Origin of the sequence: Novosphingobium sp. (assembly GCF_030699305.1) — a bacterium.
Taxonomy (GTDB): domain Bacteria; phylum Pseudomonadota; class Alphaproteobacteria; order Sphingomonadales; family Sphingomonadaceae; genus Novosphingobium.
The window spans coordinates 113,152-136,810 of sequence record NZ_JAUYNB010000013.1; the positions used below are offsets into that span (position 1 = coordinate 113,152).

Below are 23,659 nucleotides of genomic sequence, written 5' to 3' on the forward strand. Positions count from 1 at the left end.
GTATCGTAACCTGAACCGTCATCCTGAACTTGTTTCAGGATCCATTTCTCCGCCGCGACCTCAGGCCAGACCTGTTGCCCTGACTTTGCGCATGAGCCGCAAATCACTGCGTTAACGGCCAGTTGGATGCTAAACCAAGTTCAGCATGACGACGCGGCAAAGTCACCCCGTTACAAAGATTGCCCGGTCTTGGCCCAGTCGGCCATGAAGCCTTCGATGCCCTTGTCGGTCAGGATGTGCTTGAACAGGCCCTTGATGACGGAAGGCGGCGCGGTCATCACGTCGGCGCCGATCTTGGCCGCTTCCAGCACGTGGATGCCGTGGCGCACGCTGGCGACAAGGATTTCGGTGCCGTAGTTATAGTTGTCGAAGATCAGGCGGATATCGCTGATCAGCGCCATCCCATCGAAGCCGTTGTCATCGTGACGGCCGACGAACGGCGAAACGAACGTCGCCCCGGCCTTGGCCGCGAGCAGCGCCTGATTGGCCGAGAAGCACAGCGTGACATTGACCATCGTACCGTCGCTGGTCAGCGCCTTGCAGGTTTTCAGGCCGTCAATCGTCAGCGGCACCTTGATGCAGACGTTATCGGCGATCTTGCGCAGGATTTCCGCCTCGCGCATCATCCCTTCGTGGTCGAGCGCGACGACTTCGGCGCTGACCGGTCCATCGGTGATCCCGCAGATTTCCTTGGTCACCTCGATGAAATCGCGGCCCGACTTCATGATCAGCGACGGGTTGGTGGTGACGCCGTCCAGCAGGCCGGTGGCAGCCAGTTCCTTGATTTCGGCGATTTCGGCGGTGTCGGCAAAAAACTTCACGGGCGCAGGCTCCTGATGGCGAGTCAGGAGCCGCTATAGGCAAGGCCTGCGCGCCAGCCTATCCCTTATTAAAGCACCTTCAGCGCCGCGATCAGCATCGGATCGTTCGTCGATTCCGGATTGGCGCGGATCGCGGCTTCTTCAAGGCCGATCTGATACCAGATCGAATTGTCCGCGCCGATCGCCAGCGCCTGCGCCACGCCGCCCACGTCCACACCGGTCAAGGTCGCAATGGCCTGCCCGACAATCGGGTCCGAGCTGACCCGGATCGCATCGGCCAGCCCCGGAATCATCGCGTTGATCAGGCCCGGTCCCATCTGGCTGCGCAGATAACTGGTCGAAGCGGTCGGCCCGCCTCGGATCAGGGCAACCGCATCCTGAATGGAAATCGTGCGAATCACTTCCGCCACCACCGGCGCGGCGCGTTCGGCCCCGCGCTCGGCCAGATGGTTGAGTTCACGGTGCAGCCGGTCGCGGAACAACACCGACGTCAGCACGCCTTGCAGCACCCCGCCCCGGCTGCCGAACAGATCGGGCAAGGCAATCCGCGCGACCTGGCTGTCCCAGAAGCCGCCCGGCGCGGTCAGCTTGTCCAGCGCGTTGTCAGCCGCCAGCAGCAGCATGCGCCGCACCACTTCGACCAGGCTGTAACGCGGCCCGGTTTGACAGCCGGACAGCACCAGCAGGCCGGTGGCGGCACTGCCCGTCAGAAACAGGCGGCGGGGAATCAGACTTTCAACAGCGCTGTGCATCGGCTGGCTCCTTTAAGTGAAACGAGACTGTTTTACTGTGAACGAGACTGTTTACAGTGAACGAGACTGGCGCGCCCCGGCGTCAGTCCCCATATAGGCGGCGCAGATGAACCGCGTCCGAATCCTTGTCTTCAACCCCGTCCTCAACGTGCTGGACTACCGCGTTCCGGAAGGAATGACGACGCAATTCGGCGCGTTGGTCGTCGCCCCGCTCGGACCGCGTCAGGTGCTGGGGATTGTGTGGGAACCGGATCGGCTGGAGGGCGAAGCCGTGGCTGACAGCCGGTTGCGCCCCATCCTCGAAGTGCTGCCCGTCCCGCCCGTGCCCGCGCCCTTGCGGCGGCTGATCGAATGGACGGCGGATTACTATTGCGCGCCGCTGAATTCGGTTGCGCGGATGATGCTGGGGCCGATGGCGGCACTGCGCGGCGGCGGCACGGCCACCGAATACCGCCTGACCGGGGTGAAGCCCGCCCGCCTGACCCCGCAGCGCGCCGCCGCAATGGATGCCTTGCAGGGCGAGCAGGCCTCGATCCGGGAACTGGCGGAACTCGCCAGCGTATCGGACGGCGTGCTGCGTGGGATGGTCAGCGCGGGGCTGCTGGAAGCGGTCACGGTCGATCTGGACCGCCCCTACCCCCGCGCCAATCCCAAACACGCCGCGCCGGACCTGAGCGCGGAGCAGGCAGCGGCGGCGGACATCTTCGTCGCGGCGGTGCGGGATGGCGGCTTTCAGCCCTTCCTGCTCGACGGGGTGACCGGATCGGGCAAGACCGAATGCTATTTCGAAGCCGTAGCCGAGGCACTGAATACCGGCAAACAGGTGCTGGTGCTGCTGCCCGAAATCGCGCTGACCGAAAACTTCCTGCGGCGGTTCGAGGCCCGGTTCGGCGCGGCGCCGGTGCTGTGGCATTCGGGCCTGAAACAAAGTGAGCGGCGGCGGGCATGGCGGGCGATCGTGGCGGGGCAAGCGCAAGTCGTGGTCGGCGCGCGCTCGGCGCTGTTCCTGCCTTATGCCCGACTGGGGCTGGTGGTGGTCGACGAAGCGCACGAGGTGTCGTTCAAGCAGGATGACGGCGTGCGCTACAACGCCCGCGACGTCGCCGTGATCCGCGCCCGGTTCGAAGGCATCCCGGTGATTCTGGCGAGCGCGACCCCGGCGCTCGAATCGCTGCAACTGGCCGAAAGCGGGGTCTACAAGAAGATCGACCTGCCCAACCGGTTCGGCGGGGCGCAGCTGCCCGACATCCAGATCGTCGATTTGCGGACCGAAGCGCCGGAGCGCGGCCGCTGGCTGTCGCCCCGGCTGGTCAAGGAACTGAAGCTGCGGCTGGAACGGGGCGAGCAATCGCTGCTGTTTCTCAACCGGCGCGGCTATGCCCCGCTGACGCTCTGCCGCCACTGCGGCTATCGCTTTCAATGCCCCAACTGCACCGCCTGGCTGGTGGAACACCGGCTGTCGCGGCGGCTGGCCTGCCACCACTGCGGCCACGAAGTGCCGGTGCCGGATGCCTGCCCCGAATGCCACGCCCCCGATTGCCTGGTCGCTTGTGGCCCCGGCGTGGAGCGGATTGCCGATGAAGTGGCCGAAATCATGCCCGAAGCGCGGGTCGCCATCGTTACCTCGGACACACTCAACACGCCCGAAAAGATCGGGGAATTCGTCGCAGCGGCAGAGGAAAAGCTGATCGACGTGATTGTCGGCACGCAGCTGGTGACCAAGGGCTATCACTTTCCGGAGTTGACGCTGGTCGGCGTGGTCGATGCCGATCTGGGCCTTGAAGGCGGCGATCTGCGCGCCGCCGAACGCACCTATCAGCAGGTCGCGCAAGTCGCCGGACGCGCCGGGCGCGGCGAAAAGCCGGGCGAAGTCCTGATCCAGACCCGTCACCCGCAAGCCGCCGTGATCGTCGCGCTCGCCGCCGGGGACCGCGATGCGTTCTATGCCGCCGAAGCCGAATCGCGCCGCGATGCCGGGGCGCCGCCGTTCGGCCGCTGGGCCGCGATCATCGTGTCGTCAGAGGATGAAGCCGAAGCCCGCGACGCCGCCCGCGCCATCGGCGGCACGCGCCCCAATCTGCCCGACGTGATGATCCTTGGCCCCGCGCCCGCGCCGCTATCGCTGCTGCGCGGCCGCTATCGCTACCGCCTGCTGATCAACGCACGCCGCAGCGCGCAGTTGCAGGACATCATCCGGCAGTGGCTGGGCGGCCTGAAGTTCCCGCAAGGCGTGCGGGTGGGCGTGGATATCGATCCGTATAGCTTTGTTTAGCGGGCCCGCTTTCCCCGCACTCCCCCATCCGTTCGTGTCGAGCGAATGGGGAGTTGGCAGGACGCTAAGCCGGATCAAGTTCAGCGGCTTCCAGCAAGCGGTTGCCGTGGTCCGCTTCTTCCTTGCCGTTCAGCAGGAACCGCGCCGCCACATCGGCGCAACAAGCCCGCCACGCCGGACCACCCGCACCAGCATCAGCACCCCGGCCAGCGTCGCGATTCCCATCGCGATCACGCTGGCCTCCAGCCCGAAATCGCCGCCGGTCAGCCAGTCCGGCCCGGTGCGGCGGGTTATCAGCAGTCCCAGCGGCACATCGCCGCCCGACACGGGGACTGAAAACACCCAGCCTTGCGTGAAGTTCCACGCTGCATGAATGCCCACCGCCAACCACAGCCGCCGGGTCAGCAGATAGGCCGCGCCCAGCAGGATGCCGGCCTCCATCGCGATCGCGAACGCCGCGAACAGGCTGGCGTTGGGGTTGGTGATATGCGCCAGCCCAAACAGCGCCGAAGTGATCGCCAGCGCCGCCCACGATCCCAGCATGGTTTCGACATGGCGGAACAGTATTCCCCGGAACAGCGCCTCCTCGATCGTGCCGGAAACGATGCCCATCGCCAGCATCGACCACAACTGGCCGGTCCCGCGCACGCCCTCGACCCGCAAGCCGCCCAGCAGCGCGACGATGCCCGCCATGCCGCTGAACAGCACGAACCCGGCCAGCAGGCCCAGCCCCAGTTCGCGGCCCGCACCGGGCAAGGCAAATTCGGCATCGGGCGTGCGTTCCAGAAAATATCGCAGCGCCTTGTAGACCGCGATCACCACCCCGGCGAAAATCAGCGCGCCCAGCACTTGCAGCGGGGTATCCCGCTCCGTCAGCCGCGCCACGGCCATCGACGCGGCAATCCCGGTCAGCACGATCAGCGCGAATTCAATTCCCAGCAGCGTCAGCGGAAAGGCGATGATGCGGCGCAGCAGTCCGGGCGCTTCAGTCACAACAGGTCCTTCCCAATCGCGCCTTCCTGTTCCAGCAGCTTGCGCTTGATCTCCAGCCCATAGGCATAGCCGCCCAGACTGCCATCGCTGCGGATCACGCGGTGGCAGGGGATCAGCACGGCGACATTGTTCGCGCCGTTGGCACTGCCTGCCGCGCGCATGGCTTTCGGATTGCCTGCGGCGGCGGCAAGCTGGGCATAGGAACGCGTCTCGCCCGCCGGGATGCGGCGCAGTTCACGCCAGACCGCCTCCTGAAAGGCGGTGCCTTTCACATCGAGCGGGATGTGCGCGAAATCGCCGGGAGTCTCGACCGCCGCGATCACCAAATCGAGCAGCGCCGAAAACTCCGCCCCGCCCTCGATCAGTTCGGCGTGGGGAAAGCGCGCCTCCAGCGCCGCCCGGCCCTCGCCGAATGACAGGCGGCACACGCCCTTGGTGGTCGCGGCGACCAGCATCGCGCCCAGCGCCGTCTCCACCACGGCCCAGCGAATCGTCACATCGCGACCGCCGTTCGCCCAGGCCGATGGCACCATGCCCAGCCTCCCCGCGTTGGCGGCATAGAACCGCGACGGTCCGGAATAGCCCGCCGCATAGATCGCGCCGGTCACACTGCCTTCATCGGTCAGCGCCGCCGCCGCCCGCTCGGCCAGCAGCGCACGGGCATAGGCGGCGGGCGACAGCCCGGTATGGCGCGTAAACACCCGCTGAAAATGGGTCGGCGAATACCCGGTTTCGGCTGCCAGCGCCGCCAGTGCCAACGGCTGCTCCGCCGCGCGAATCGCCGCGATCGCCCCCAGTACGGCGCGTTCATCGCGCGACACATCATCGGGACAGCAGCGTTTGCACGGCCGCAGCCCCGCGCGCCGCGCGCCCGCGCCATCAGCAAAGAACGCCACGTTCTCGCGCCGGGGATGCCGCGCCGCGCAGGATGGGCGGCAATAGATGCCCGTCGTCAGCACCCCGGTCACAAACCGCCCGTCAAACGCGCGGTCGCGCGCCAGCACGGCATGCCAGCAGTCGTCGGGTTCGATCATCAGCTCAGTCATGGCAGGCCTCCTTGCGGATGCAAGCCATGCCGCATCGACCCTGGCTGCGCGTCCCGCGCCTTGCGGTCAAACCCGCGCCTACCCGCCCAGCGCACGAAACAGCATCAGCGTGCGTTCCTTGGCCAGTTCCGCAGATTCCGGGTGATAATCCTTGCGCCGATCCGAATTGAACCCGTGACCCGCCTCATAGACGAAAATCTGTACGGTCGGGTGCTGCTTTTCGATCAGTTTCTCGACCGGCGCGAAATCGACCATCGGATCATACCGGCCGAAATGGCAGATCGTGGCGCAGCGCGGTGCCTCGTCGGCAAATTTGGTGGCGACATAACCGCCGTAATAGCTGGATGCCCCATCCAGATCATCGCAGGTCTGCGCCATCCGCCAGGCAACGGAGCCGCCGAAGCAATAGCCGACAATGAATACCGGCCCGCCGCGCGCCTTCGCCCAGGCGATCACGCGGGCCGTGTCTGCCAGCCCGCGATCCCAGTCATGCTCCTCGCGCGCCAGCTTGACCGCGCGCTCCCAGTCGGGGCCGGCATAGCCCGCTGCGAATCCGGGCTCGACCCGCTCGAACAAACCGGGCGAAATCACTTCATATCCGTCGGCAGCATATTCATCGCACAATTCGCGGATATGGTCGGTTACGCCGAAGATTTCCTGCACCAGCACCACGGCCCCGCGCCGCTTACCCGTTGGAATCGCATGATAACATGGCATTTCAAAGCCATCGTCCATGGCAATGCGGATTGTCTCGCCCATCTCTGCACCTTTCCGGCATTCGTGTTCGGGAATGTCCTAGCCCCAGCTTGCATCGCAGCACAATCGCCGCTATGCGCGCCCCCGTCTGCGGGCCTGTTATGCATTATTGTATGACGCGGTGTGCCCCAGCCCACCAGAGGTAAGGAATCGTCACGCGTGGAGAATTCCAGCGGCATCACGGCCAGCTTGCAAGGGCGCTACGCTTCGGCGTTGTATGAGCTTGCCAGCGAAAACAAGGCGGTATCGGCCGTCGAATCCGATCTGGACAAGCTGGGCGAAGCAATCGCCACATCAGCTGATCTGTCAGCGCTGATTCGCAACCCGCGGATTTCGCGTGAAGCGACCGCGCGGGTGATGGACGGAATTGTCAGCTTGCTTGATCTTTCGCCGCTGACGAAAAATTTTCTGGGCGTTCTGGCGAACAATCGCCGCCTGACCGCCCTGCCCGAAATCGTCCGGGCCTTTGCTTCGATCGCTGCGGCTGCGCGCGGTGAAGTGACGGCTGAAGTGACGAGCGCCCACGCCCTCACCGCCACCCAGCTCAAGGCGCTTGCCGCCAAGCTGAAGGAGCGTGAAGGCAAGGACGTGAAGATCAAGGCGAACGTCGATCCCGAAGTGCTCGGTGGTCTCGTCGTCAGGATCGGCAGCACTCAGATCGACAGCTCGATCCGCACCCGTCTCAATTCTCTCGCCCAGGCGATGAAAGGCTGAACATGGAAATCCGCGCCGCTGAAATTTCGAAGGTCATCAAGGACCAGATCGCCAGCTTCGGCACCGAGGCCCAGGTCTCGGAAGTTGGTTCGGTGCTGTCCGTTGGTGACGGTATCGCGCGCATTCACGGTCTGGACAACGTCCAGGCCGGTGAAATGGTCGAATTCTCGAACGGGGTTAAGGGCATGGCGCTCAACCTCGAAGCCGACAACGTCGGCGTCGTGATCTTCGGCTCGGACAGCGAGATCAAGGAAGGCGACGTCGTCAAGCGGACCGGCACCATCGTGGACGTTCCGGTCGGCAAGGGCCTGCTCGGCCGCGTCGTCGACGGCCTCGGCAACCCGATCGATGGCAAGGGCCCGATCGAATATACCGAGCGCAAGCGCGTTGAAGTCAAGGCGCCGGGCATCATCCCGCGCCAGTCGGTTTCCGAACCGGTGCAGACCGGCCTGAAGGCGATTGACGCCCTCGTCCCCGTCGGCCGCGGCCAGCGCGAACTGATCATCGGTGACCGTCAGACCGGCAAGACCGCCGTCGCGATCGACACCTTCATCAACCAGAAGGGTCCGAACTCGGGCACCGACGAAAACAAGAAGCTGTATTGCATCTATGTCGCCGTCGGCCAGAAGCGTTCGACCGTCGCGCAGATCGTGCGTCAGCTCGAAGAAAACGGCGCGATGGAATACTCGATCGTCGTCGCTGCAACCGCGTCGGAACCTGCTCCGCTGCAGTATCTCGCGCCTTACACCGGCGTGACGATGGGCGAATTCTTCCGGGACAACGGCATGCACGCAGTGATCGTGTATGACGATCTTTCCAAGCAGGCCGTGGCCTATCGCCAGATGTCGCTGCTGCTGCGCCGCCCGCCGGGCCGCGAAGCCTATCCGGGCGACGTGTTCTATCTCCACAGCCGCCTGCTCGAACGCGCCGCGAAGATGAACGATTCGCTGGGCGGTGGTTCGCTGACCGCATTGCCGATCATCGAAACCCAGGCTGGCGACGTGTCGGCGTATATCCCGACCAACGTGATTTCGATCACCGACGGCCAGATCTTCCTTGAAACCGGCCTGTTCTATCAGGGCGTTCGTCCGGCCATCAACGTCGGTCTGTCGGTGAGCCGCGTTGGCGGTGCCGCCCAGACCAAGGCGATGAAGAAGGTGTCCGGCTCGATCAAGCTGGAACTGGCGCAGTACCGCGAAATGGCGGCCTTCGCGCAGTTCGGTTCGGACCTTGACGCGTCGACCCAGCGCCTGCTCAACCGCGGTGCACGCCTGACGGAGCTGCTCAAGCAGGCCCAGTTCAGCCCGCTGCCGTTCGAAGAGCAGACCGTGTCGATCTTCGCTGGCACCAACGGCTACCTCGATGCCGTGGCAACCACCGACGTGGTCCGTTATGAAGCCGAAATGCTCAGCTTCATGCGCGACAAGCACGCCGATGTGCTCGGCCTGATCCGCGACAGCCGCGACTTCGGTGACGAAGCCAAGGCCAAGACGGTCGCCGCGCTCCAAGCATTTGCGAAGCAGTTCGCCTGATCCGATTGAAGGGGTAAGGCTTCATGGCCTCGCTTAAGGAACTCAAAGGGCGGATCAACTCGGTCAAATCGACCCAGAAGATCACCAAGGCCAAGCAGATGGTCGCCGCCGCCAAGCTGCGCAAGGCCCAGGCTAACGCCGAAGCCGCGCGGCCCTATGCGGCGCGGCTGGCCGAAGTCATGGGCAGCCTGGCAGGTAAAGTGACGGTGAGCGAAAACTCACCGAAACTGCTCGCCGGAACGGGCAAGGACCAGGTCCACCTGCTGGTCGTCGCCAACTCCGACAAGGGGCTGTGCGGCGCGTTCAACGCCAACATCGTCAAGGCCGCCCGGCTGAAGGCACAGGAACTGGAAGCAGCCGGCAAGACCGTGCTGTTCTATCTGGTCGGCAAAAAGGGTCGCGCGGTGGTTCGCCGCGAATACCCCAAGGCCGTGCTCGCCATGTTCGATACCTCGGACGTGCGCGATCCCGGCTTTTCCGAAGCCCAGAAGGTCGCCCATGAACTGGTTGCGCTATATGAAGCGGGCAAGTTCGATGTGGCCCATCTGTTCTTTGCCAAGTTCCGCAGCGCACTGGTGCAGGAGCCAACAGAGCAGCAGATCATTCCGGTTCCCGCACCCAAGGTCGCTGTGACCGATACTGGTGCGGTCGTGGAATACGAACCGGAAGAAGAAGCGATCCTCGCCGAACTGCTCCCGCGCTACCTGCGCACCCAGCTGTTCGGCGCACTGCTGGAAAACGCCGCGTCCGAACAGGGCGCGTCGATGACGGCGATGGACAACGCAACGCGCAACGCGGGTGAGCTGATCAACAAGCTGACCATCCAGTATAACCGCAGCCGTCAGGCCGCGATTACCACTGAACTGATCGAAATCATCGCGGGCGCCGAAGCGCTCTAATCGATTCAAGGCAAGGAACGAGACATGGCCACCGCAGCCAAGAGCAAGACCAAGACCACCGCCGCTACCGGCAAGATCAGCCAGATCATCGGTGCCGTCGTCGACGTGACCTTCGAAGGTGAACTGCCGGCAATTCTGTCCGCACTGGAAACCGAGAACAACGGCCAGCGCCTCGTTCTCGAAGTTGCCCAGCACCTCGGCGAAAACACCGTCCGGACCATCGCGATGGACGCGACTGACGGGTTGACCCGCGGTCAGCCGGTCACCGCGACCGGCGCGCAGATCTCGGTGCCGGTCGGCCCGATGACGCTGGGCCGGATCATGAACGTGATCGGTGAGCCGATCGACGAGCAAGGCCCGGTGAATGCCGCCAAGCGCAACCCGATCCACGCCGACGCCCCGCTGTTCGTCGACCAGTCGACCGAAGCCGCGATCCTCGTCACCGGCATCAAGGTGATCGATCTGCTCGCGCCTTATGCGCGCGGCGGCAAGATCGGCCTGTTCGGCGGCGCCGGCGTGGGCAAGACCGTGCTGATCCAGGAACTGATCAACAACATCGCCAAGGGCCACGGCGGCGTGTCGGTGTTCGCGGGCGTGGGTGAACGCACCCGCGAAGGGAACGACCTTTACCACGAATTCCTCGACGCCGGCGTTATCGCCAAGGATGCCGATGGCAAGCCGACCCCGGATGGCTCGAAAGTGGCGCTCGTGTTCGGCCAGATGAACGAACCCCCGGGCGCCCGGGCGCGTGTGGCTCTGTCGGGCCTGACCATGGCGGAATACTTCCGCGATGAAGAAGGCCAGGACGTGCTGTTCTTCGTCGACAACATCTTCCGCTTCACCCAGGCGGGTTCGGAAGTGTCGGCGCTGCTCGGCCGTATTCCTTCGGCAGTGGGCTATCAGCCGACCCTGGCGACCGACATGGGCGCGCTGCAGGAACGCATCACCTCCACCACCAAGGGTTCGATCACCTCGGTGCAGGCGATTTACGTTCCCGCGGACGATCTTACCGATCCGGCCCCGGCCGCTTCGTTTGCTCACCTTGACGCCACGACCACGCTGAACCGCGCGATTTCGGAACTGGGCATCTACCCGGCCGTTGACCCGCTCGACTCGACCAGCCGCGTGCTGACCCCGGCCGTTGTCGGCCAGGAGCACTACGAAGTGGCTCGCCGCGTTCAGGAAACGCTGCAGAAGTACAAGTCGCTGCAGGACATCATCGCCATTCTGGGCATGGACGAGCTTTCGGAAGAAGATAAGCTGACCGTCGCCCGCGCTCGCAAGATCCAGCGCTTCCTGTCGCAGCCGTTCCACGTGGCCGAAGTGTTCACCAACATTCCGGGCAAGTTCGTGCAGGTTGAAGACACCGTGGCCTCGTTCAAGGCCGTGGTCGAAGGTGAATACGATCACCTGCCGGAAGCCGCGTTCTACATGGTTGGCGGCATCGACGAAGCCGTCGCGAAGGCCAAGAAGCTGGCCGAGGAAGCGTAAGACATCATGGCCCTCCACTTCGAACTCGTCACGCCTGCGCGCCTGGTCCGCTCGGACGACGTCCACATGGTCGTCGTGCCCGGTGCCGAGGGTGAGTTCGGCGTGTTGGAGGGCCACGCGCCCTTCATGTCGACCATCCGTGACGGTGCGCTGAAGGTCTACCGGACCGAAGGTGGCCAGCCGGAAGAAATCATGATCCAGGGTGGTTTCGCCGAAGTGAGCGCCACTGGCCTCACCGTGCTGGCGGAACACGTCGAGGGCTGATCCGCCTTCCACTTGTGTCTCATGAACAAGGGCGGTCCTGCGGGGCCGCCCTTTTCGTTTGTCCGGGCGCAGTGTAAGCCCTGCCCCATGGCAAAGATTGATCGACTGGAGCGGCTGGATACGCACCGTGCTGAACTGGAAGCGGAATATACCGCCGCGCTGATCGACGCCCTGCGGGTCACCGCCGCCGGGAAATGGGGCCTGTTCGACCATCAGGCTGACCGTAATGCGCGCAAGGCGGTTGCCCCGGTGATCGAAAACCTGACCGAACTGGCCGAGACGATCGAACGGATGCGCGAACAGCTGATGATGCCGCCGTTCGAGCTGCATCACGAATTCATGGCCGCGCGCGGGCCGGTCAGTTCGCAGGCTGTGGGTGAGCCGAAGCAGGCGCAGGCCTGGCTCGGTCGGCTGACTGCCAGCTAGCCCTTATTTCGCGCGCAGGAACACCCACGGCACTTTGTCCCCGTCAAACCGCTCACGCGCCTTGCGCTGAAAAAATGGCGGCATGTGATCGCCCACGATCAGGATGTCGGTTGGCGGCAATTTCGGGTCCATCGCCATCGCGGTGATCGCATTGGCCAACTGGTGGTGGATCACGAAAATCCGGCACAGCATCGGCGGCCCGTCAGCCAGCACAGCCCCGCCATGATCGCAATCGGTGGTGCCCAGCGAGGGATCGTCCAGCACGGGCAAGTGCGTGTTGAGCGTGACCCAGTAATGCAGTTGGGGCTGCTTCGCGTCCTTGATCCGTTGACCGATGATCCCGGCGATGTCGGTGTCACAGGCCCCCGGAAACACCCCGCCGCACGGCTTGGCCCCGGCTTGCAGCGAACGCTCGGCAAAGTTGCGTTCCTGAAGGCCCAGCTTGGGCCACCACTGATGGCGGCTGAAGAACCAGCCCGGAAAGGCGTGCCAGCCGGTGGTCTTGTATCCGGCCGCCGCATAGCGTTTGGGCAGGCAGTTCGCAGCGGCAATGTCCAGCGTCAGGTAATCGGCCCATTGGCTGCACAACTCGCGCATTTCGGCTGAGGTGGTCGAGCCGTAATAGGGCGTGATTCCAGCGCTCACCGCATAGCGCGCGCGCCATTCGGGGCGGTTCCAGTCCGCCTCGAACAAGCGGCGCTCTTCTGCCCCCACGGGATTGCCCAGCGCCTCGACCAGCACGATCACCAGGTGACGGCGCTCCTGGCCGGGTTGTTCCACCCCGGCCTGACGCACGGCGGAGGTGAAGGGATTGCGCGGATCGGGCAGGCCCTGATAGCTGCCAGCCGTGCTGGCAGTGGCGCCGTTGTCGATCAACGTCACGCCCAGCGCGATCAGCAGGCCGAGCAGCCACGGCTTGGCCCCGGCAAAGCGCGGCACGCGCGGGACCATGAACCACCCCGCGACCAGCGCCGCCAGCACCACCGCTCCGCCGATCACGTAATCGGGCGAACGCAGCGGGCGCACTTCCAGCAGGAACGGCAGCAGCAATTCGTAATTGTAGATCGTGATGTTAAACGTCTTGCCGACATAGACCACCGCCATGGCCAGCGTCAGCAGCACCAGCACCGCGCGCCGCACCCGCAACCCCGGCAGTTGCGAGGCGGCCAGCGCCAGCGCGCCCAGCCCCAGCCAGTATCGCCCCATCGGCGGCCCGCCGATCGGCCAGGTCAGCATCACCACCAGCCCCGGAAGGACCAGCCAGACCAGCGCCCATAACCACGGAATCGAACGAACAAGCGAAGACTGCAATTCAGGGTTCCCGGTAACGATCATCGTCGGCGCGCGGCGATGTCAGCAGTGTGACGGCCATTCCTTTGCGGTAAAAGCCGTTGCACTCAAGCTAATCATGCGCCGCAGGTTTGCCTGACGCGGCTGGCGCACTGCCCGCACGCCACAAATACAGCCCGGCGATGATGATGATCCCCGCCCCCAGCAGCGTCCAGGCATCGAGGCGATCGCCAAACACCAGCCACCCGGCCAGCGACGCGACCAGCAACTGCACATACGTCATCGGCGCGATGGTGGCCGCCCCGGCGCGGACCGTGCCCATATAGATCAGCCAGTGCGCGCAGCTCGCCGAACAGGCCACCAGCGCGCAGCGGGCCAGCACGCTCCAGTGCGGCCAGGTCAGGACGTATTGTTCGATCCCGCTGAAATGGAACGCCGCCGCCGCGACCAGCAACAGCGGCGCGGCAAAGGCCCCGACATAGAACTGCATCGCCAGCGCCGAGCCCTTGCCCGCGACAAAACGGTTGCCGATCATCAGCAGGCTCATCCCTAGCGCCGACAGCAGCGGCAGCAGCGCCGCCCAGCCCGCCGCCATGAAATTGGGCCGCAGCACGATCAGCACCCCGGTGAACGCAATGGCCGATGCGACCCACGTCTGCCGCCGCGCCGGTTCGCCCAGCAGCAAGGCGGCCAGCAGCGCGGTGATCATCGGACTGGTGAAGGTCACCGCCGTCGCCGCCGCCAGCGGCATGAAGAAGATCGCGGAGAAGAACCCCAGCGTCGCCATCCCGACCGCCGCCCCGCGCACCAGTTGCACCCTGGGATGCGGCATCCGGAACACCGCCGTGCCCTCACGCGCGTGCAGCAAGCCGGCCAGCCCGATCGCGCCGATCACATACCGCGCCGCCGCGATCGCCACCGGCGACCACTGCCCCACCATCGTCTTGACCACCACATCGCCGAACGAGAGCATGGCGAACCCCGCCAGCGCGAACAGCAATCCGGATCGTTCCAGCGATTTCATGGGCCTCCCCGGTTAGCCGTGTGGCCGCTTCGTTAGGGGCTTTGTCGGTGGATGTCATCCCGCGTCCGCGTGAGCCGCCAAGGCTTTACCCGGCGTTAAACAGTCATGCTTAACAAGGTCTCACCAGCTGCCCGCTCGCTTTGCGGTCAACTGAATTCCGGGGGCCTATGACCAAGCTGATTATCCAGATCCCGTGCTTTAACGAGGCAGGCAGTCTGCCCGACACGCTGATCGCCCTGCCGCGCAAGATCGACGGGATCGACACGGTCGAGATTCTGGTGATCGACGATGGCAGCCACGATGGCACGGCCGACGTGGCGCGCCGGTTCGGGGTTCAGCATATTGTCCGACATCGCCGCAACCGGGGGCTGGCTGCCGCGTTCCAGTCTGGCATCGATGCAGCTCTGGCCGCTGGCGCGGATATCATCGTGAACACCGATGCCGATGGCCAGTATGTCGGCGCCGACATTGCCTTGCTGGTCGGGCCGATTGTCCGGCATGAAGCCGATATCGTGATTGGTGATCGCGGCGTTGGCCGCAACGCCCATTTCGGTCCGCTGAAGCGCCTGTTGCAGCGGCTGTGCAGCTTTGCCGTGCGGCGATTGTCCCGCACCGATGTGACCGATGCTGTCAGCGGCTTTCGCGCAATCAGCCGCGCCGCTGCACAGCGGATCACCATCACCACCGATTTTTCATACACCACCGACATGCTCATCCAGGCCGGACGCAAGCGGTTGAAAATTACCAGCGTGCCGATCCGCACCAATGCTACCGAACGACCGTCGCGGCTGTTCAAATCGATCCCGCAGTTTATCGCCCGTCAGTTGATGACGATGGCCCGCGCCTATGCAACTCATAACCCGATGCGCACTTTCGCGCTGTTGGGCGCAGCGATGACCGTGCTGGGACTGATCCCGATTGTGCGGTTCCTGTATTTCTGGATGATTGATGGCGGTGCCGGGCACATTCAGTCGCTGGTGCTGGGCGGAGCGTTGCTGGTGCTGGGCGTCGTCACCGGGTTGATGGGGGTGCTGGCCGAACTGATCGGCGCGAACCGCAAGTTGCTGGAAGCGTCGCTGCAAAAGCTGCGCCAGCTGGAAGAGCAGGTCGCAGCGCTGGATCCGCCCGCACCAGCCGCAAGACGACCCAGCGCGGATCAGCACAAGAACGCAGCATGACGGCCCCTGTCGCGTCCACCGTGTCAGCCCCGCAAGTCCCGGCCCGACCGTTGTCGGAACGCTGGCTGTTCGCCGCGTTCGCACTGGCCGTGCTGTTGCAACTGGAACTGGTGTTCAACCGCCCGGTCAACTGGGACGAGTTCTATCACCTGACCGAGGCCCACGCGTTCCACCAGGGCCGTCTGACCGAAACGTTGCAGGTGCTGTATGCCCGCGCGTTCTTCTGGCTGCCGCTGTTACCGGTGGATGCAGTCGACCAGGTGCGGGTGGCCCGGCTGTTCATGCTGGCATGCGAACTGTTCACCGTCTGGGCCATTTTTGCGATGGCCAGTCGGTTTGTGACGCGAACCGCCGCGATGGTCGCGGCTCTGGCCTATTTGACCGGCGGCTATGTCTTTCAGCACGGCATGTCATTCCGGGCTGATCCTATGGCAGCCGCATTCCTGATGGGGACGCTGTATATCCTGCTGACCAGCCGCCTGAACTGGCTGGCAATCGCACTGGCGGGGTTCCTGACCGGGCTGGCATTTCTTACCACGATCAAGATCGTGCTCTATGCCCCGGCGTTTGCGGCGATCGCGTGGCTGCGCTGGGTGCAAACCGATGACCGCCGCGATCTGATCGTGCGCGGGGCCGCGTTCACCGGCGCGGCGCTGGCATTTTCCGCGGTGCTGGTCGGGCTGACGATGTTGACCTTGCCCCCCGAAGATCCCGCCGCCGCCCATGCTGCGGCCCAGCGGCTGTCCTCATCGGGCACCATGATGTTCGACATGGGGCTGTTCCCGCGCTGGGGTTATGCGCTGGCGGCAATTGCCTTTGCGCCGGTCCTGGGCATCATCGTATTGCGCACGCCGTTCGATCTGCGCACCGCCCCTTATGCAAAGGCCGACAAGATCGCCCTGTTGCTGCTGATGGGACCGTTGCTGAGCATCAGTTTCTACAGCAACAGCCTGCCGTATTTTTACACTTTCATCCTGCCGCCGGTAATGGTCGGCGCGGCGATCGGGGCCGATGTCATGCAGCGCCGTTTCGGACTGGGGTTGATCACGGCTGCGCTGCTGGCGAACGCCGCAATCATCAGCCTGGGCACCCCGCGCAGCGTTCTGACCACCCAGAAGCAAGTGCTGGCAGCCGTCGCGGAGATCTTTCCACAACCGGTGGCCTATTTCGACTTTCCGGGGATGATCGCGCATTTTCCCAAAGCCAATTTCTTCATGACCAACTGGGGCGTGCGAAAATACTGGGATGGACTGGAGCCCAGCTTCGGCGCGGTAATGGCAAGCGAAACGGTGCCCTTGCTGATCCTGAACCAGGAGCCGCTGACCCGCAACCAGACCGAGCATGACGGCGCGTGGGAGTTTACGCCTGCCGATCGGGTTGCCTTGCGCGAAGGCTTCATTCCGCATTGGGGGCCGCTGTGGGTAGCGGGGCAACGTCTGGCGGGCGGGGAACTGAACCGCGTCATCACGATCCGCACGCCGGGGACTTATACGATCGAAGGCGCAGCCGTGCGAATTGGCGGACAGGTGTATCGGGCCGGATCGACGGTTGAGTTCGCGCGCGGCCCGCTCCGGGTTGAGCGCACGTCGCCCGCCGAAACGGTGCTGCGCTGGGGCGACCACTTGCCCAAGCCCGCCGCGCCCTATCGCGGCGACCCGGTGATGCAGGACTTCTGAAAGCAACCGCTCGCAATCAGCGTGAGCGGCTCCGCCACTGGGTGAACAGTCCATAACCCAGATCGCCAAGCACCGAGCCGATCCGCAGCGCCAGCACGGCGGCCAGCAAGGCCGGTGCGGGCATCGTCCCGGCGGCGAGCGCCAGCAGTGCGGCCTCGCGCACGCCAAGTCCGCCAGGGGCGACGGGAATCACGAACCCAGCAAGCCACGCCAGCAGGAACAGCGCGGCGAACTGCGCCAGAGCCGCGCCTGCGGGTAGCACCGCCGCACCGACTACGGCGGCCGCGGCGGCAAATCCGGAAAACGCGATCAACTGGCAACCCAGCGCTCGCAGCAACGGGCGGCGCCCGGTAACGGTGGCGGCAATGACGCCCAGCGCCGCCGCACCCGCCAGCAGCGGTTGCTGCACGGCTATCAGGCATCCGGCAGCCACCGTCATGCTGGCGGCGACATGCAGCCCGATTTCCGCAACGCTGGCCTTGGCCAACTGCCTGTGTTCCAGCCCGGCGCTGGCACCGCCGAACTGGCGGCTCACATATTGAAAGACCGACCCGGGCAGATATTTCATCAGCACGCCCCGGCCGTATATGGCAGCAGCGGCGCGCTTGCCCAGCCGCGCTTCGGGATCGGCCAGCACCTGCCAGCCGCGCGCCAGCGCAACGTCCGCCGCGCCAAACAGCACCGGGGTCGCCAGCAAGGCCGCACCCAGCGACCAGCTGGCCTGATCGAGCAAACCGGCAGGTTCCAGCTGCCACAGCCGTTCACCGATAAAGCCGATACATCCGGCCAGGATCAGCCCAGAACCCCACCGGCCAAACTGGTCGGCGGCAGAGCGGCTCAGCGGAACTGGCTGTGCCGCGTCCGTCGGCGTTTCAGCCATGCAGGATGCTGCTGAAATCGGGATAGGGCACGCAATAGGAACGGCCGAAGTAGCGGTGCTCGCGCAGCCCGCACCGGGCAATGCCGGCCCGGTAACGCTTCCGCCCTGAATCGTCGAACAACACGATGCCGCCCGGCTTCAGGAACGGGATGGCCCGTTCAAGGCATTCGATCCGGCGGCGGCCATCGACCACGATCAGGTCAAACTGCCCACCAGCTTCGGCAATCGCGCCGATGTAATCTTCACCGGCCAGTTCACGGTGCCACAGGCGGGCGTTGGTGAACCCCGCCACCAATGGCGACAGCAGTTTGTGCCAATCACCATGGTGTTCGACGCTGATGACTTCATGTGCGCGGCGGGCGAGCCAGGCAGTGCTGGCACCCGAACCATATTCAAAGACCCGCGCACCGGGACGCAGGGCCAGAAACTCTGCCACTTCACGCGTCGCGCCAACATGCCACCATGGGCAATCCAGCGGGATCATCCGCTGCGGCTGATGGATCGCCAGCAAAGATGCGCTCCAGCGGCGCCAGCCATAGGCATTGTCAACACGTGCGCGGTTGGAAAACGCCTCCAGCACCGGCACGGCCGCAAGGGCCTGAGCCGAAGATGAATACAGCCGCTTTGCCAAGTCCATGGTTCACCCCTTCGATTGATCCGCCGGGTCTAACCACTGGGCTGTTAAGAACATCCTAACGATACTTCGCAACACATGACCGCGCCGCACGGATACCGTTTACCTCCAGACAACATGCCGCCGTCCACTCGCACGACTGAGGCTTGTTAGGAAATATTCAAAGTTTCCGTCCTATTCACCATGTCGATAAGCCGCAGGGTAGTTATCCCCGTGGCACCTGGACAGTCCGATTTTCCGAAGGTTCCCGCACGATGAGCGCATTTGGCCGACGCAATGGAGTGAGTGGCATGGCCGCCGGGGCCAGGCCGAAATTCGGTGTGGCACGCCCGATGAAGGGCGGCATCGATACGGCAAAGTCTGCGGCGGAACATTCGATGCCGATGCCGGGCGAAGATATCGGCGCCCAGCTGGACCCCAACAAGCAGGACGCGATGACGCGGCTGGCTGACCGCGTGAACGGCGTGAACGAGGGCAATTATCAGGCCGAAGGCTTCGAAGCATCGGTTCACAAGATCAAGGAACAGGTGCTGCCGCGCCTGCTGGAACGCGTCGACCCCGAAGCCGCCGCCACGCTGACCAAGGATGAGCTGTCGGAAGAATTCCGCCCGATCATCATGGAAGTGCTGGCCGAACTGAAAGTCACCCTGAACCGGCGTGAACAGTTCGCGCTGGAAAAGGTGCTGATCGACGAGCTGCTGGGCTTTGGCCCGCTCGAAGAACTGCTCAACGATCCCGACGTGTCGGACATCATGGTCAACGGGCCGGAACAGACCTACATCGAAAAGAAGGGCAAGCTGACGATTGCCCCGATCCGCTTCCGCGATGAAGCGCACCTGTTCCAGATCGCCCAGCGCATCGTGAACCAGGTCGGCCGCCGCGTCGACCAGACCACCCCGCTCTGCGACGCCCGCCTGAAAGACGGCAGCCGCGTCAACGTGATCGTCCCGCCGCTGAGCTTGCGTGGCACCGCGATCTCGATTCGCAAGTTTTCCGAAAAGCCGATCACGCTCGATATGCTGCGCGATTTCGGATCGATGTCGGACAAGATGTGTACCGCGCTGAAAATCGCCGGTGCCTGCCGGATGAACATCGTGATCTCGGGCGGTACGGGTTCGGGTAAGACGACCATGCTCAACGCCATGTCGAAGATGATCGACCCGGGCGAACGCGTACTGACGATCGAAGACGCCGCCGAACTGCGGCTGCAACAGCCGCACTGGCTGCCGCTGGAAACCCGCCCGCCGAACCTGGAAGGGCAAGGCGCGATCACCATCGGCGATCTGGTCAAGAACGCCCTGCGTATGCGGCCCGACCGGATCATCCTGGGCGAAATTCGCGGCGCGGAGTGCTTCGATCTGCTCGCCGCGATGAACACCGGTCACGATGGTTCGATGTGCACGCTCCACGCCAACAGCGCGCGCGAAGCCCTCGGCCGTATGGAAAACATGATCCTGATGGGTGACATCAAGATCCCCAAGGAAGCCATCAGCCGCCAGATCGCCGAATCGGTCGACCTGATCGTGCAGGTCAAGCGTCTGCGCGATGGTTCGCGCCGCACGACCGGCATCACCGAAGTGATCGGGATGGAAGGCGATGTGATCGTGACGCAGGAACTGTTCAAGTTCGAGTATCTTGACGAAAGCGACGACGGCAAGATCATCGGCGAATTCCGCGCCAGCGGCCTGCGTCCCTATACGCTGGAAAAGGCCCGCCAGTTCGGGTTTGACCAGGCCTATCTGGAAGCCTGCCTCTAGCTCGCGTTCAGCCACCCGCGCAGCGCTGCCAGCAACAGCAGCAGCGCTGCGAAGGTCGACCAGAACGAAATATCGCGCCACGCAATCAGCCCGACCGCATCGGGATCGCTGCGGCGCATCCGGCGGCGATCGGCAGCCCAGGCAATGATCGCGATCAGCGTCGCGGCAATCCCCGGCAACAGCCACCACAACACCCAGTCGTGATACAGCCAGTCATCCAGCGCCGCAGGGATCAGGTCTTGTAGAAGCATCGCGCGCCGCTATGGCAAAACGGTGCAGCCTGTCCAGCGTCCGTTCCTTGCCTTGTTCCTGCGCCTGCTGGCGACGGCGGTGCTGACAACCCTGATAATGCTGGTCAAATACACCGCGGAAAGCGGCGTCGCCTTTGCCGAAATCCTGTTCTGGCGGCAAGCGCCGACAGTGATCCTGATCCTGGGCTGGCTGGCGCTGCGCGGACAAATCAGCCGCCTGCGCACCCGGCGCTTGCCGATCCATGCCCGCCGGGCGTTTCTGGGGCTGACTGGCATGTGCTTCACGTTCGGCGCGCCGATCCTGCTGCCACTGGCCGAATCGACCACGCTGGGTTTCACCACACCGATCTTCGCGGTGATCCTGTCAGCCCTCGTCCTGCGCGAAAAGGTCGGTCCGGTGCGCTGGCTGGCCGTGGCGCTGGGCTTTGCCGGGGTCCTCATCATCGCCCAGCCGGGGCAATCGCATATTCCCGCGTTCGGGGCGTTCGTGGGCCTGGGCGCGGGGTTCATGGTAGCGCTGATCTCGATCCAGGTGCGCGATCTGGGGCGGACCGAGGAATCCATCTCGATCGTGTTCTGGTTCGCGGCGCTGTCCAGCCCGATCCTGGCGCTGATCCTGCCGTTCGTGATCAGCGCGCACACCCCCTGGCAGTGGTTTCTGCTGCTGTCGTGCGGGGTGCTGGGCTGCATCGGGCAACTGCTGCTGACCGCGTCGCTGCGCTATGGTCAGGTGGCGACGGTGATCGTGATGGATTACACCGCGCTGATCTGGGCCACGCTCTATGGCTGGCTGGTGTGGGAGCAGCTCCCGCCCGCCGCCACCTGGCTCGGCGCACCGGCGATTATCGCCGCCGGGGCGGTGATCGTCTGGCGCGAACACCGCCTCAACCAGCGCACCCCGCCCGCCACCGCCAGCGCAGGCGAATGACGGCGGTTCTCCTCCGGTTCATGCAGCAGCGCTAGACCGGCATGGCCTTCGGGTCGCACCAGAGGAAAATCCCATGATTCGCAAACTGCTGACCACCCTGGCCCTGACCGGCGTCGTCTTGACCGCCACCGCCTGCAATACCGTGAAGGGGCTTGGCCGCGATATTGAATCGGTCGGCGAAGCGGGCGACCGCGCGGTCCGCTGAGCCACGGTTCGGCGGATCGTATCGCGCATCGGTCGATAGCGGGATGCAGCGGTGTTATCCCGTTGTATGGCACCGTCTTAATTGACCGACGGGAGCTTTCCGATGCGCCGAACCCTGCTGATCTGCACCGCCGCGCTGGGCCTCGCTGCGCCCGCACTGGCGCAGGAGATCGTCGTCACCGGCAAGCCGTTGTCGCAGACCGAAGCGGAGCTGAAAGACTGCATCAAGCGGCAATGCTCGCCCGATCAGGACGTGGCCGCCTCGCTCGCCCACGCCGAGAATCTGTTCGTCGCCGGCAATTACAAGGATAGCCGCACCACGCTGAAAGCCTCGCTCGGCAGGAACCGCCAGCACGGCAAGGCCTATCCGGTCCCGGTGTCAGACCTGCTACGCGCAAACAGCCGGATCGCGGAGCACGTGGGTGAGGCCAAGGATTTCCAGCTATCCGTGCTGGAAATGCGCGACACCCTGAAAAAGGGCGTCGGCGCGGACGACTTCCGCACGCTGGTCGCCCAGATCGAAGTCGGTGACAGCCGGGCCAAGCTGGGCTTCGCCAAGGACGCGGAGCGGATCTATGGCGAGGTGGAGAAGAAAGCCCTGAAACTGGGCCAGAACCGCGTCGCCAGCTTCGCCCGACTGCGCAAGGCGCTGCTCACCCAGGTTGCCTATGACGCTGAACCGACCAACGCTTACTTGCGCGAACGGCTGGGCCGCGAACTCGGCCAGCTGATCGACCAGCCGCTGCCGGGGGGTGACGAGTTTGCCCTCGCCGCCGAAGTGCTGCGCGCCAAGGCAGATCGCAAGGCAGGCGACACCGCTTCCACCGACGCGCTGATCAGGCGCTTTGCCCAGCGCGGCGGCGTAACCCGGCCGGTGCTGCTGTTTGCCGAGCCGCTGGAACGCGCGCTCAGCGACCAGGACTTTCCCGGCACCATGAGCGGGCTGAACACCCTGAACCAGATCACCGCGATCCAGAACCGCGGGCAATGGGCCGACATCGGCTTCTGGATCAGCGCGGACGGCAAGGTCAGCGATGTCGATGTGCTGCGCAAATCGGGCGAGCAATCCTGGCTGAAGCCGGTGACCAGGAACATCGCCAAGCGCATCTATGCCCCGCTGAAGCAGAACGGTGACAGCGCGCCGGGGTTCTACATGGTCGAACGCTACACCCAGACCGCGCGGATCGCCGAAGACCAGACCGGCACCCGCATCCGCCGCCGCGAAGCGACGCCCCGGATTGAGGTGATGGACCTGACCCCGGACAATTACGAAGCGCCCAAGACCGAGGACTGAACCAACGACCCAAGCCCCGTTCGTGTCGAGCGTAGTCGAGACACGTTGCGTTTTGCTTGCGTGTCTCGACTACGCTCGACACGGACGGCAGTTATCGGTTCGGGCGCTAGCCCCGCCCGATCTTGCGCGCGGCCCGTTCGCGCACGATCAGCCAGCCCAGCAGGCCAACCGGCCCGGCCAGGAAGGTCGCCAGCAGGAACGGCGCCTGCCACACGCGGCTGAACTGCTTGGCATCGGCATCACGCGCGATCCACAGGCCGGTGAACAGGTCGAACGCAAGGTAATGCGTCCATCCGATCACCACGCCGCCATCGCTCATGAACAGGGCGCGCACGCCTTCGATCGAGGTCGCCCCCGGCTCGCCTGCGCCGGGCAGTGCGCCCGCATCGACACTGCCGGTCAGGAACAGCGCAAAGCACACGGCATAGATCAGGCACAGCAACGCCACGCCCAGATAGAGCACCGCGCTGTGCGTCAGCGGTTTGCGCGGGAAAAAGATCAGCAGCACCCAGCCCAGCAGCGCCAGGATATTGGTCAGGCTGAAAAGAACGGGCCACATCGCTGAAATTCCCCCGGA

Annotated in this window: 24 protein-coding genes; 13 read left to right on the plus strand and 11 right to left on the minus strand. The window is 64.6% G+C overall.

Going from position 1 to position 23,659, the window contains the following annotated elements; genetic code table 11:
* Positions 1 to 170 precede the first annotated feature (170 nt).
* Positions 171 to 821 (minus strand): fructose-6-phosphate aldolase, encoded by a 651-nt coding sequence (gene fsa / locus Q8Q53_RS06695; RefSeq protein WP_305700985.1) that lies wholly within the window; start codon positions 819 to 821, stop codon positions 171 to 173.
* Positions 822 to 889: 68 nt separating this feature from the next.
* Entirely contained in the window at positions 890 to 1,573 is a 684-nt protein-coding gene (locus Q8Q53_RS06700) for a DUF4197 domain-containing protein (protein WP_305700986.1), read from the minus strand.
* Between the two features lie 106 nt (positions 1,574 to 1,679).
* Here Q8Q53_RS06700 and Q8Q53_RS06705 point away from each other — a divergent pair, with 106 nt between their 5' ends.
* Positions 1,680 to 3,845: a primosomal protein N' gene (locus Q8Q53_RS06705; RefSeq protein ID WP_305700987.1), complete on the plus strand. Its 2,166-nt coding sequence runs from the start codon at positions 1,680 to 1,682 to the stop codon at positions 3,843 to 3,845.
* Between the two features lie 129 nt (positions 3,846 to 3,974).
* Here the strand turns inward: Q8Q53_RS06705 and Q8Q53_RS06710 are convergent, their stop codons facing one another.
* From Q8Q53_RS06710 to Q8Q53_RS06720, 3 genes are all read right to left on the minus strand, one after another.
* Complete coding sequence (locus tag Q8Q53_RS06710) at positions 3,975 to 4,838, minus strand: CPBP family intramembrane glutamic endopeptidase (protein WP_305700988.1); 864 nt, start codon at positions 4,836 to 4,838, stop codon at positions 3,975 to 3,977.
* A complete protein-coding gene (locus tag Q8Q53_RS06715) occupies positions 4,835 to 5,884 on the minus strand; it encodes a bifunctional transcriptional activator/DNA repair enzyme AdaA (RefSeq protein WP_305700989.1) in 1,050 nt (349 codons plus the stop codon). Before Q8Q53_RS06715 ends, Q8Q53_RS06710 begins: the two co-directional genes overlap by 4 nt.
* A gap of 78 nt (positions 5,885 to 5,962) precedes the next feature.
* Positions 5,963 to 6,643, minus strand: coding sequence for a dienelactone hydrolase family protein (locus Q8Q53_RS06720; protein WP_305700990.1), 681 nt, complete (start codon positions 6,641 to 6,643; stop codon positions 5,963 to 5,965).
* A gap of 156 nt (positions 6,644 to 6,799) precedes the next feature.
* Here Q8Q53_RS06720 and Q8Q53_RS06725 point away from each other — a divergent pair, with 156 nt between their 5' ends.
* From Q8Q53_RS06725 to Q8Q53_RS06750, 6 genes are all read left to right on the plus strand, one after another.
* Entirely contained in the window at positions 6,800 to 7,354 is a 555-nt protein-coding gene (locus Q8Q53_RS06725; protein ID WP_305700991.1) for a F0F1 ATP synthase subunit delta, read from the plus strand.
* A 2-nt stretch (positions 7,355 to 7,356) separates the two neighbouring features.
* On the plus strand, positions 7,357 to 8,886 hold the full coding sequence (gene atpA, locus Q8Q53_RS06730; protein WP_305700992.1) for a F0F1 ATP synthase subunit alpha: 1,530 nt from the start codon (positions 7,357 to 7,359) through the stop codon (positions 8,884 to 8,886).
* 23 nt (positions 8,887 to 8,909) lie between these two features.
* Positions 8,910 to 9,785: a F0F1 ATP synthase subunit gamma gene (locus Q8Q53_RS06735; RefSeq protein WP_305700993.1), complete on the plus strand. Its 876-nt coding sequence runs from the start codon at positions 8,910 to 8,912 to the stop codon at positions 9,783 to 9,785.
* A gap of 24 nt (positions 9,786 to 9,809) precedes the next feature.
* Positions 9,810 to 11,276 carry a F0F1 ATP synthase subunit beta gene (gene atpD, locus Q8Q53_RS06740; protein ID WP_305700994.1) on the plus strand — a complete coding sequence of 489 codons (1,467 nt, stop codon included), beginning with the start codon at positions 9,810 to 9,812 and terminating at the stop codon, positions 11,274 to 11,276.
* Between the two features lie 6 nt (positions 11,277 to 11,282).
* The gene (locus tag Q8Q53_RS06745) at positions 11,283 to 11,540 is read left to right on the plus strand and encodes an ATP synthase F1 subunit epsilon (protein ID WP_305700995.1); all 258 of its coding nucleotides are present in this window, start codon (positions 11,283 to 11,285) and stop codon (positions 11,538 to 11,540) included.
* 87 nt (positions 11,541 to 11,627) lie between these two features.
* On the plus strand, positions 11,628 to 11,966 hold the full coding sequence (locus Q8Q53_RS06750; RefSeq protein ID WP_305700996.1) for a hypothetical protein: 339 nt from the start codon (positions 11,628 to 11,630) through the stop codon (positions 11,964 to 11,966).
* 3 nt (positions 11,967 to 11,969) lie between these two features.
* Here the strand turns inward: Q8Q53_RS06750 and Q8Q53_RS06755 are convergent, their stop codons facing one another.
* Together Q8Q53_RS06755 and Q8Q53_RS06760 are read right to left on the minus strand one after the other, a co-directional pair.
* Positions 11,970 to 13,301: a hypothetical protein gene (locus Q8Q53_RS06755; RefSeq protein ID WP_305700997.1), complete on the minus strand. Its 1,332-nt coding sequence runs from the start codon at positions 13,299 to 13,301 to the stop codon at positions 11,970 to 11,972.
* Positions 13,302 to 13,368: 67 nt separating this feature from the next.
* Positions 13,369 to 14,280 carry a DMT family transporter gene (locus tag Q8Q53_RS06760; RefSeq protein ID WP_305700998.1) on the minus strand — a complete coding sequence of 304 codons (912 nt, stop codon included), beginning with the start codon at positions 14,278 to 14,280 and terminating at the stop codon, positions 13,369 to 13,371.
* 167 nt (positions 14,281 to 14,447) lie between these two features.
* Between Q8Q53_RS06760 and Q8Q53_RS06765 the strand changes: the two genes are divergently transcribed.
* Together Q8Q53_RS06765 and Q8Q53_RS06770 are read left to right on the plus strand one after the other, a co-directional pair.
* Positions 14,448 to 15,458 carry a glycosyltransferase family 2 protein gene (locus tag Q8Q53_RS06765; protein ID WP_305700999.1) on the plus strand — a complete coding sequence of 337 codons (1,011 nt, stop codon included), beginning with the start codon at positions 14,448 to 14,450 and terminating at the stop codon, positions 15,456 to 15,458.
* On the plus strand, positions 15,455 to 17,134 hold the full coding sequence (locus Q8Q53_RS06770; RefSeq protein ID WP_305701000.1) for a glycosyltransferase family 39 protein: 1,680 nt from the start codon (positions 15,455 to 15,457) through the stop codon (positions 17,132 to 17,134). The genes Q8Q53_RS06765 and Q8Q53_RS06770 overlap by 4 nt, the downstream gene beginning before the upstream one ends.
* Before the next feature lie 16 nt (positions 17,135 to 17,150).
* Here Q8Q53_RS06770 and Q8Q53_RS06775 read toward each other — a convergent pair whose 3' ends face one another.
* Positions 17,151 to 18,014: a hypothetical protein gene (locus Q8Q53_RS06775; RefSeq protein ID WP_305701001.1), complete on the minus strand. Its 864-nt coding sequence runs from the start codon at positions 18,012 to 18,014 to the stop codon at positions 17,151 to 17,153.
* Positions 18,007 to 18,651, minus strand: a complete 645-nt coding sequence (locus tag Q8Q53_RS06780) for a class I SAM-dependent methyltransferase (protein ID WP_305701002.1) — start codon at positions 18,649 to 18,651, stop codon at positions 18,007 to 18,009. The genes Q8Q53_RS06775 and Q8Q53_RS06780 overlap by 8 nt, the downstream gene beginning before the upstream one ends.
* A gap of 251 nt (positions 18,652 to 18,902) precedes the next feature.
* Here Q8Q53_RS06780 and Q8Q53_RS06785 point away from each other — a divergent pair, with 251 nt between their 5' ends.
* Positions 18,903 to 20,405, plus strand: coding sequence for a CpaF family protein (locus tag Q8Q53_RS06785; protein WP_305701003.1), 1,503 nt, complete (start codon positions 18,903 to 18,905; stop codon positions 20,403 to 20,405).
* Here the strand turns inward: Q8Q53_RS06785 and Q8Q53_RS06790 are convergent.
* The gene (locus Q8Q53_RS06790) at positions 20,402 to 20,656 is read right to left on the minus strand and encodes a hypothetical protein (RefSeq protein ID WP_305701004.1); all 255 of its coding nucleotides are present in this window, start codon (positions 20,654 to 20,656) and stop codon (positions 20,402 to 20,404) included. The genes Q8Q53_RS06785 and Q8Q53_RS06790 overlap by 4 nt on opposite strands.
* 22 nt (positions 20,657 to 20,678) lie before the next feature.
* Here Q8Q53_RS06790 and Q8Q53_RS06795 point away from each other — a divergent pair, with 22 nt between their 5' ends.
* The 3 genes from Q8Q53_RS06795 (at position 20,679) to Q8Q53_RS06805 (ending at position 23,082) form a co-directional block, all read left to right on the plus strand.
* Positions 20,679 to 21,584 (plus strand): DMT family transporter, encoded by a 906-nt coding sequence (locus tag Q8Q53_RS06795; protein ID WP_305701005.1) that lies wholly within the window; start codon positions 20,679 to 20,681, stop codon positions 21,582 to 21,584.
* A gap of 73 nt (positions 21,585 to 21,657) precedes the next feature.
* Entirely contained in the window at positions 21,658 to 21,789 is a 132-nt protein-coding gene (locus Q8Q53_RS06800; RefSeq protein WP_305701006.1) for an entericidin A/B family lipoprotein, read from the plus strand.
* Between the two features lie 102 nt (positions 21,790 to 21,891).
* Positions 21,892 to 23,082 (plus strand): hypothetical protein, encoded by a 1,191-nt coding sequence (locus Q8Q53_RS06805; protein WP_305701007.1) that lies wholly within the window; start codon positions 21,892 to 21,894, stop codon positions 23,080 to 23,082.
* A 106-nt stretch (positions 23,083 to 23,188) separates the two neighbouring features.
* Here the strand turns inward: Q8Q53_RS06805 and Q8Q53_RS06810 are convergent, their stop codons facing one another.
* Positions 23,189 to 23,641, minus strand: a complete 453-nt coding sequence (locus Q8Q53_RS06810) for an ABA4-like family protein (protein WP_305701008.1) — start codon at positions 23,639 to 23,641, stop codon at positions 23,189 to 23,191.
* Positions 23,642 to 23,659: the final 18 nt, after the last annotated feature.

Excerpts from the sequence above, each read along its gene's own strand:
- Q8Q53_RS06805 (WP_305701007.1), top strand. The coding sequence starts at position 21,892 with ATGCGCCGAACCCTGCTGATCTGCACCGCCGCGCTGGGCCTCGCTGCG.
- Q8Q53_RS06765 (WP_305700999.1), top strand. The coding sequence starts at position 14,448 with ATGACCAAGCTGATTATCCAGATCCCGTGCTTTAACGAGGCAGGCAGT.
- Q8Q53_RS06785 (WP_305701003.1), top strand. The coding sequence starts at position 18,903 with ATGAGCGCATTTGGCCGACGCAATGGAGTGAGTGGCATGGCCGCCGGG.
- Q8Q53_RS06735 (WP_305700993.1), top strand. The coding sequence starts at position 8,910 with ATGGCCTCGCTTAAGGAACTCAAAGGGCGGATCAACTCGGTCAAATCG.
- Q8Q53_RS06700 (WP_305700986.1), bottom strand. The coding sequence starts at position 1,573 with ATGCACAGCGCTGTTGAAAGTCTGATTCCCCGCCGCCTGTTTCTGACG.
- Q8Q53_RS06720 (WP_305700990.1), bottom strand. The coding sequence starts at position 6,643 with ATGGGCGAGACAATCCGCATTGCCATGGACGATGGCTTTGAAATGCCA.
- Q8Q53_RS06745 (WP_305700995.1), top strand. The coding sequence starts at position 11,283 with ATGGCCCTCCACTTCGAACTCGTCACGCCTGCGCGCCTGGTCCGCTCG.
- Q8Q53_RS06800 (WP_305701006.1), top strand. The coding sequence starts at position 21,658 with ATGATTCGCAAACTGCTGACCACCCTGGCCCTGACCGGCGTCGTCTTG.
- atpD (WP_305700994.1), top strand. The coding sequence starts at position 9,810 with ATGGCCACCGCAGCCAAGAGCAAGACCAAGACCACCGCCGCTACCGGC.
- Q8Q53_RS06760 (WP_305700998.1), bottom strand. The coding sequence starts at position 14,280 with ATGAAATCGCTGGAACGATCCGGATTGCTGTTCGCGCTGGCGGGGTTC.
- Q8Q53_RS06770 (WP_305701000.1), top strand. The coding sequence starts at position 15,455 with ATGACGGCCCCTGTCGCGTCCACCGTGTCAGCCCCGCAAGTCCCGGCC.
- Q8Q53_RS06755 (WP_305700997.1), bottom strand. The coding sequence starts at position 13,301 with ATGATCGTTACCGGGAACCCTGAATTGCAGTCTTCGCTTGTTCGTTCG.
- Q8Q53_RS06790 (WP_305701004.1), bottom strand. The coding sequence starts at position 20,656 with ATGCTTCTACAAGACCTGATCCCTGCGGCGCTGGATGACTGGCTGTAT.
- Q8Q53_RS06810 (WP_305701008.1), bottom strand. The coding sequence starts at position 23,641 with ATGTGGCCCGTTCTTTTCAGCCTGACCAATATCCTGGCGCTGCTGGGC.
- atpA (WP_305700992.1), top strand. The coding sequence starts at position 7,357 with ATGGAAATCCGCGCCGCTGAAATTTCGAAGGTCATCAAGGACCAGATC.
- Q8Q53_RS06775 (WP_305701001.1), bottom strand. The coding sequence starts at position 18,014 with ATGGCTGAAACGCCGACGGACGCGGCACAGCCAGTTCCGCTGAGCCGC.
- Q8Q53_RS06705 (WP_305700987.1), top strand. The coding sequence starts at position 1,680 with ATGAACCGCGTCCGAATCCTTGTCTTCAACCCCGTCCTCAACGTGCTG.
- Q8Q53_RS06750 (WP_305700996.1), top strand. The coding sequence starts at position 11,628 with ATGGCAAAGATTGATCGACTGGAGCGGCTGGATACGCACCGTGCTGAA.
- Q8Q53_RS06780 (WP_305701002.1), bottom strand. The coding sequence starts at position 18,651 with ATGGACTTGGCAAAGCGGCTGTATTCATCTTCGGCTCAGGCCCTTGCG.
- Q8Q53_RS06715 (WP_305700989.1), bottom strand. The coding sequence starts at position 5,884 with ATGACTGAGCTGATGATCGAACCCGACGACTGCTGGCATGCCGTGCTG.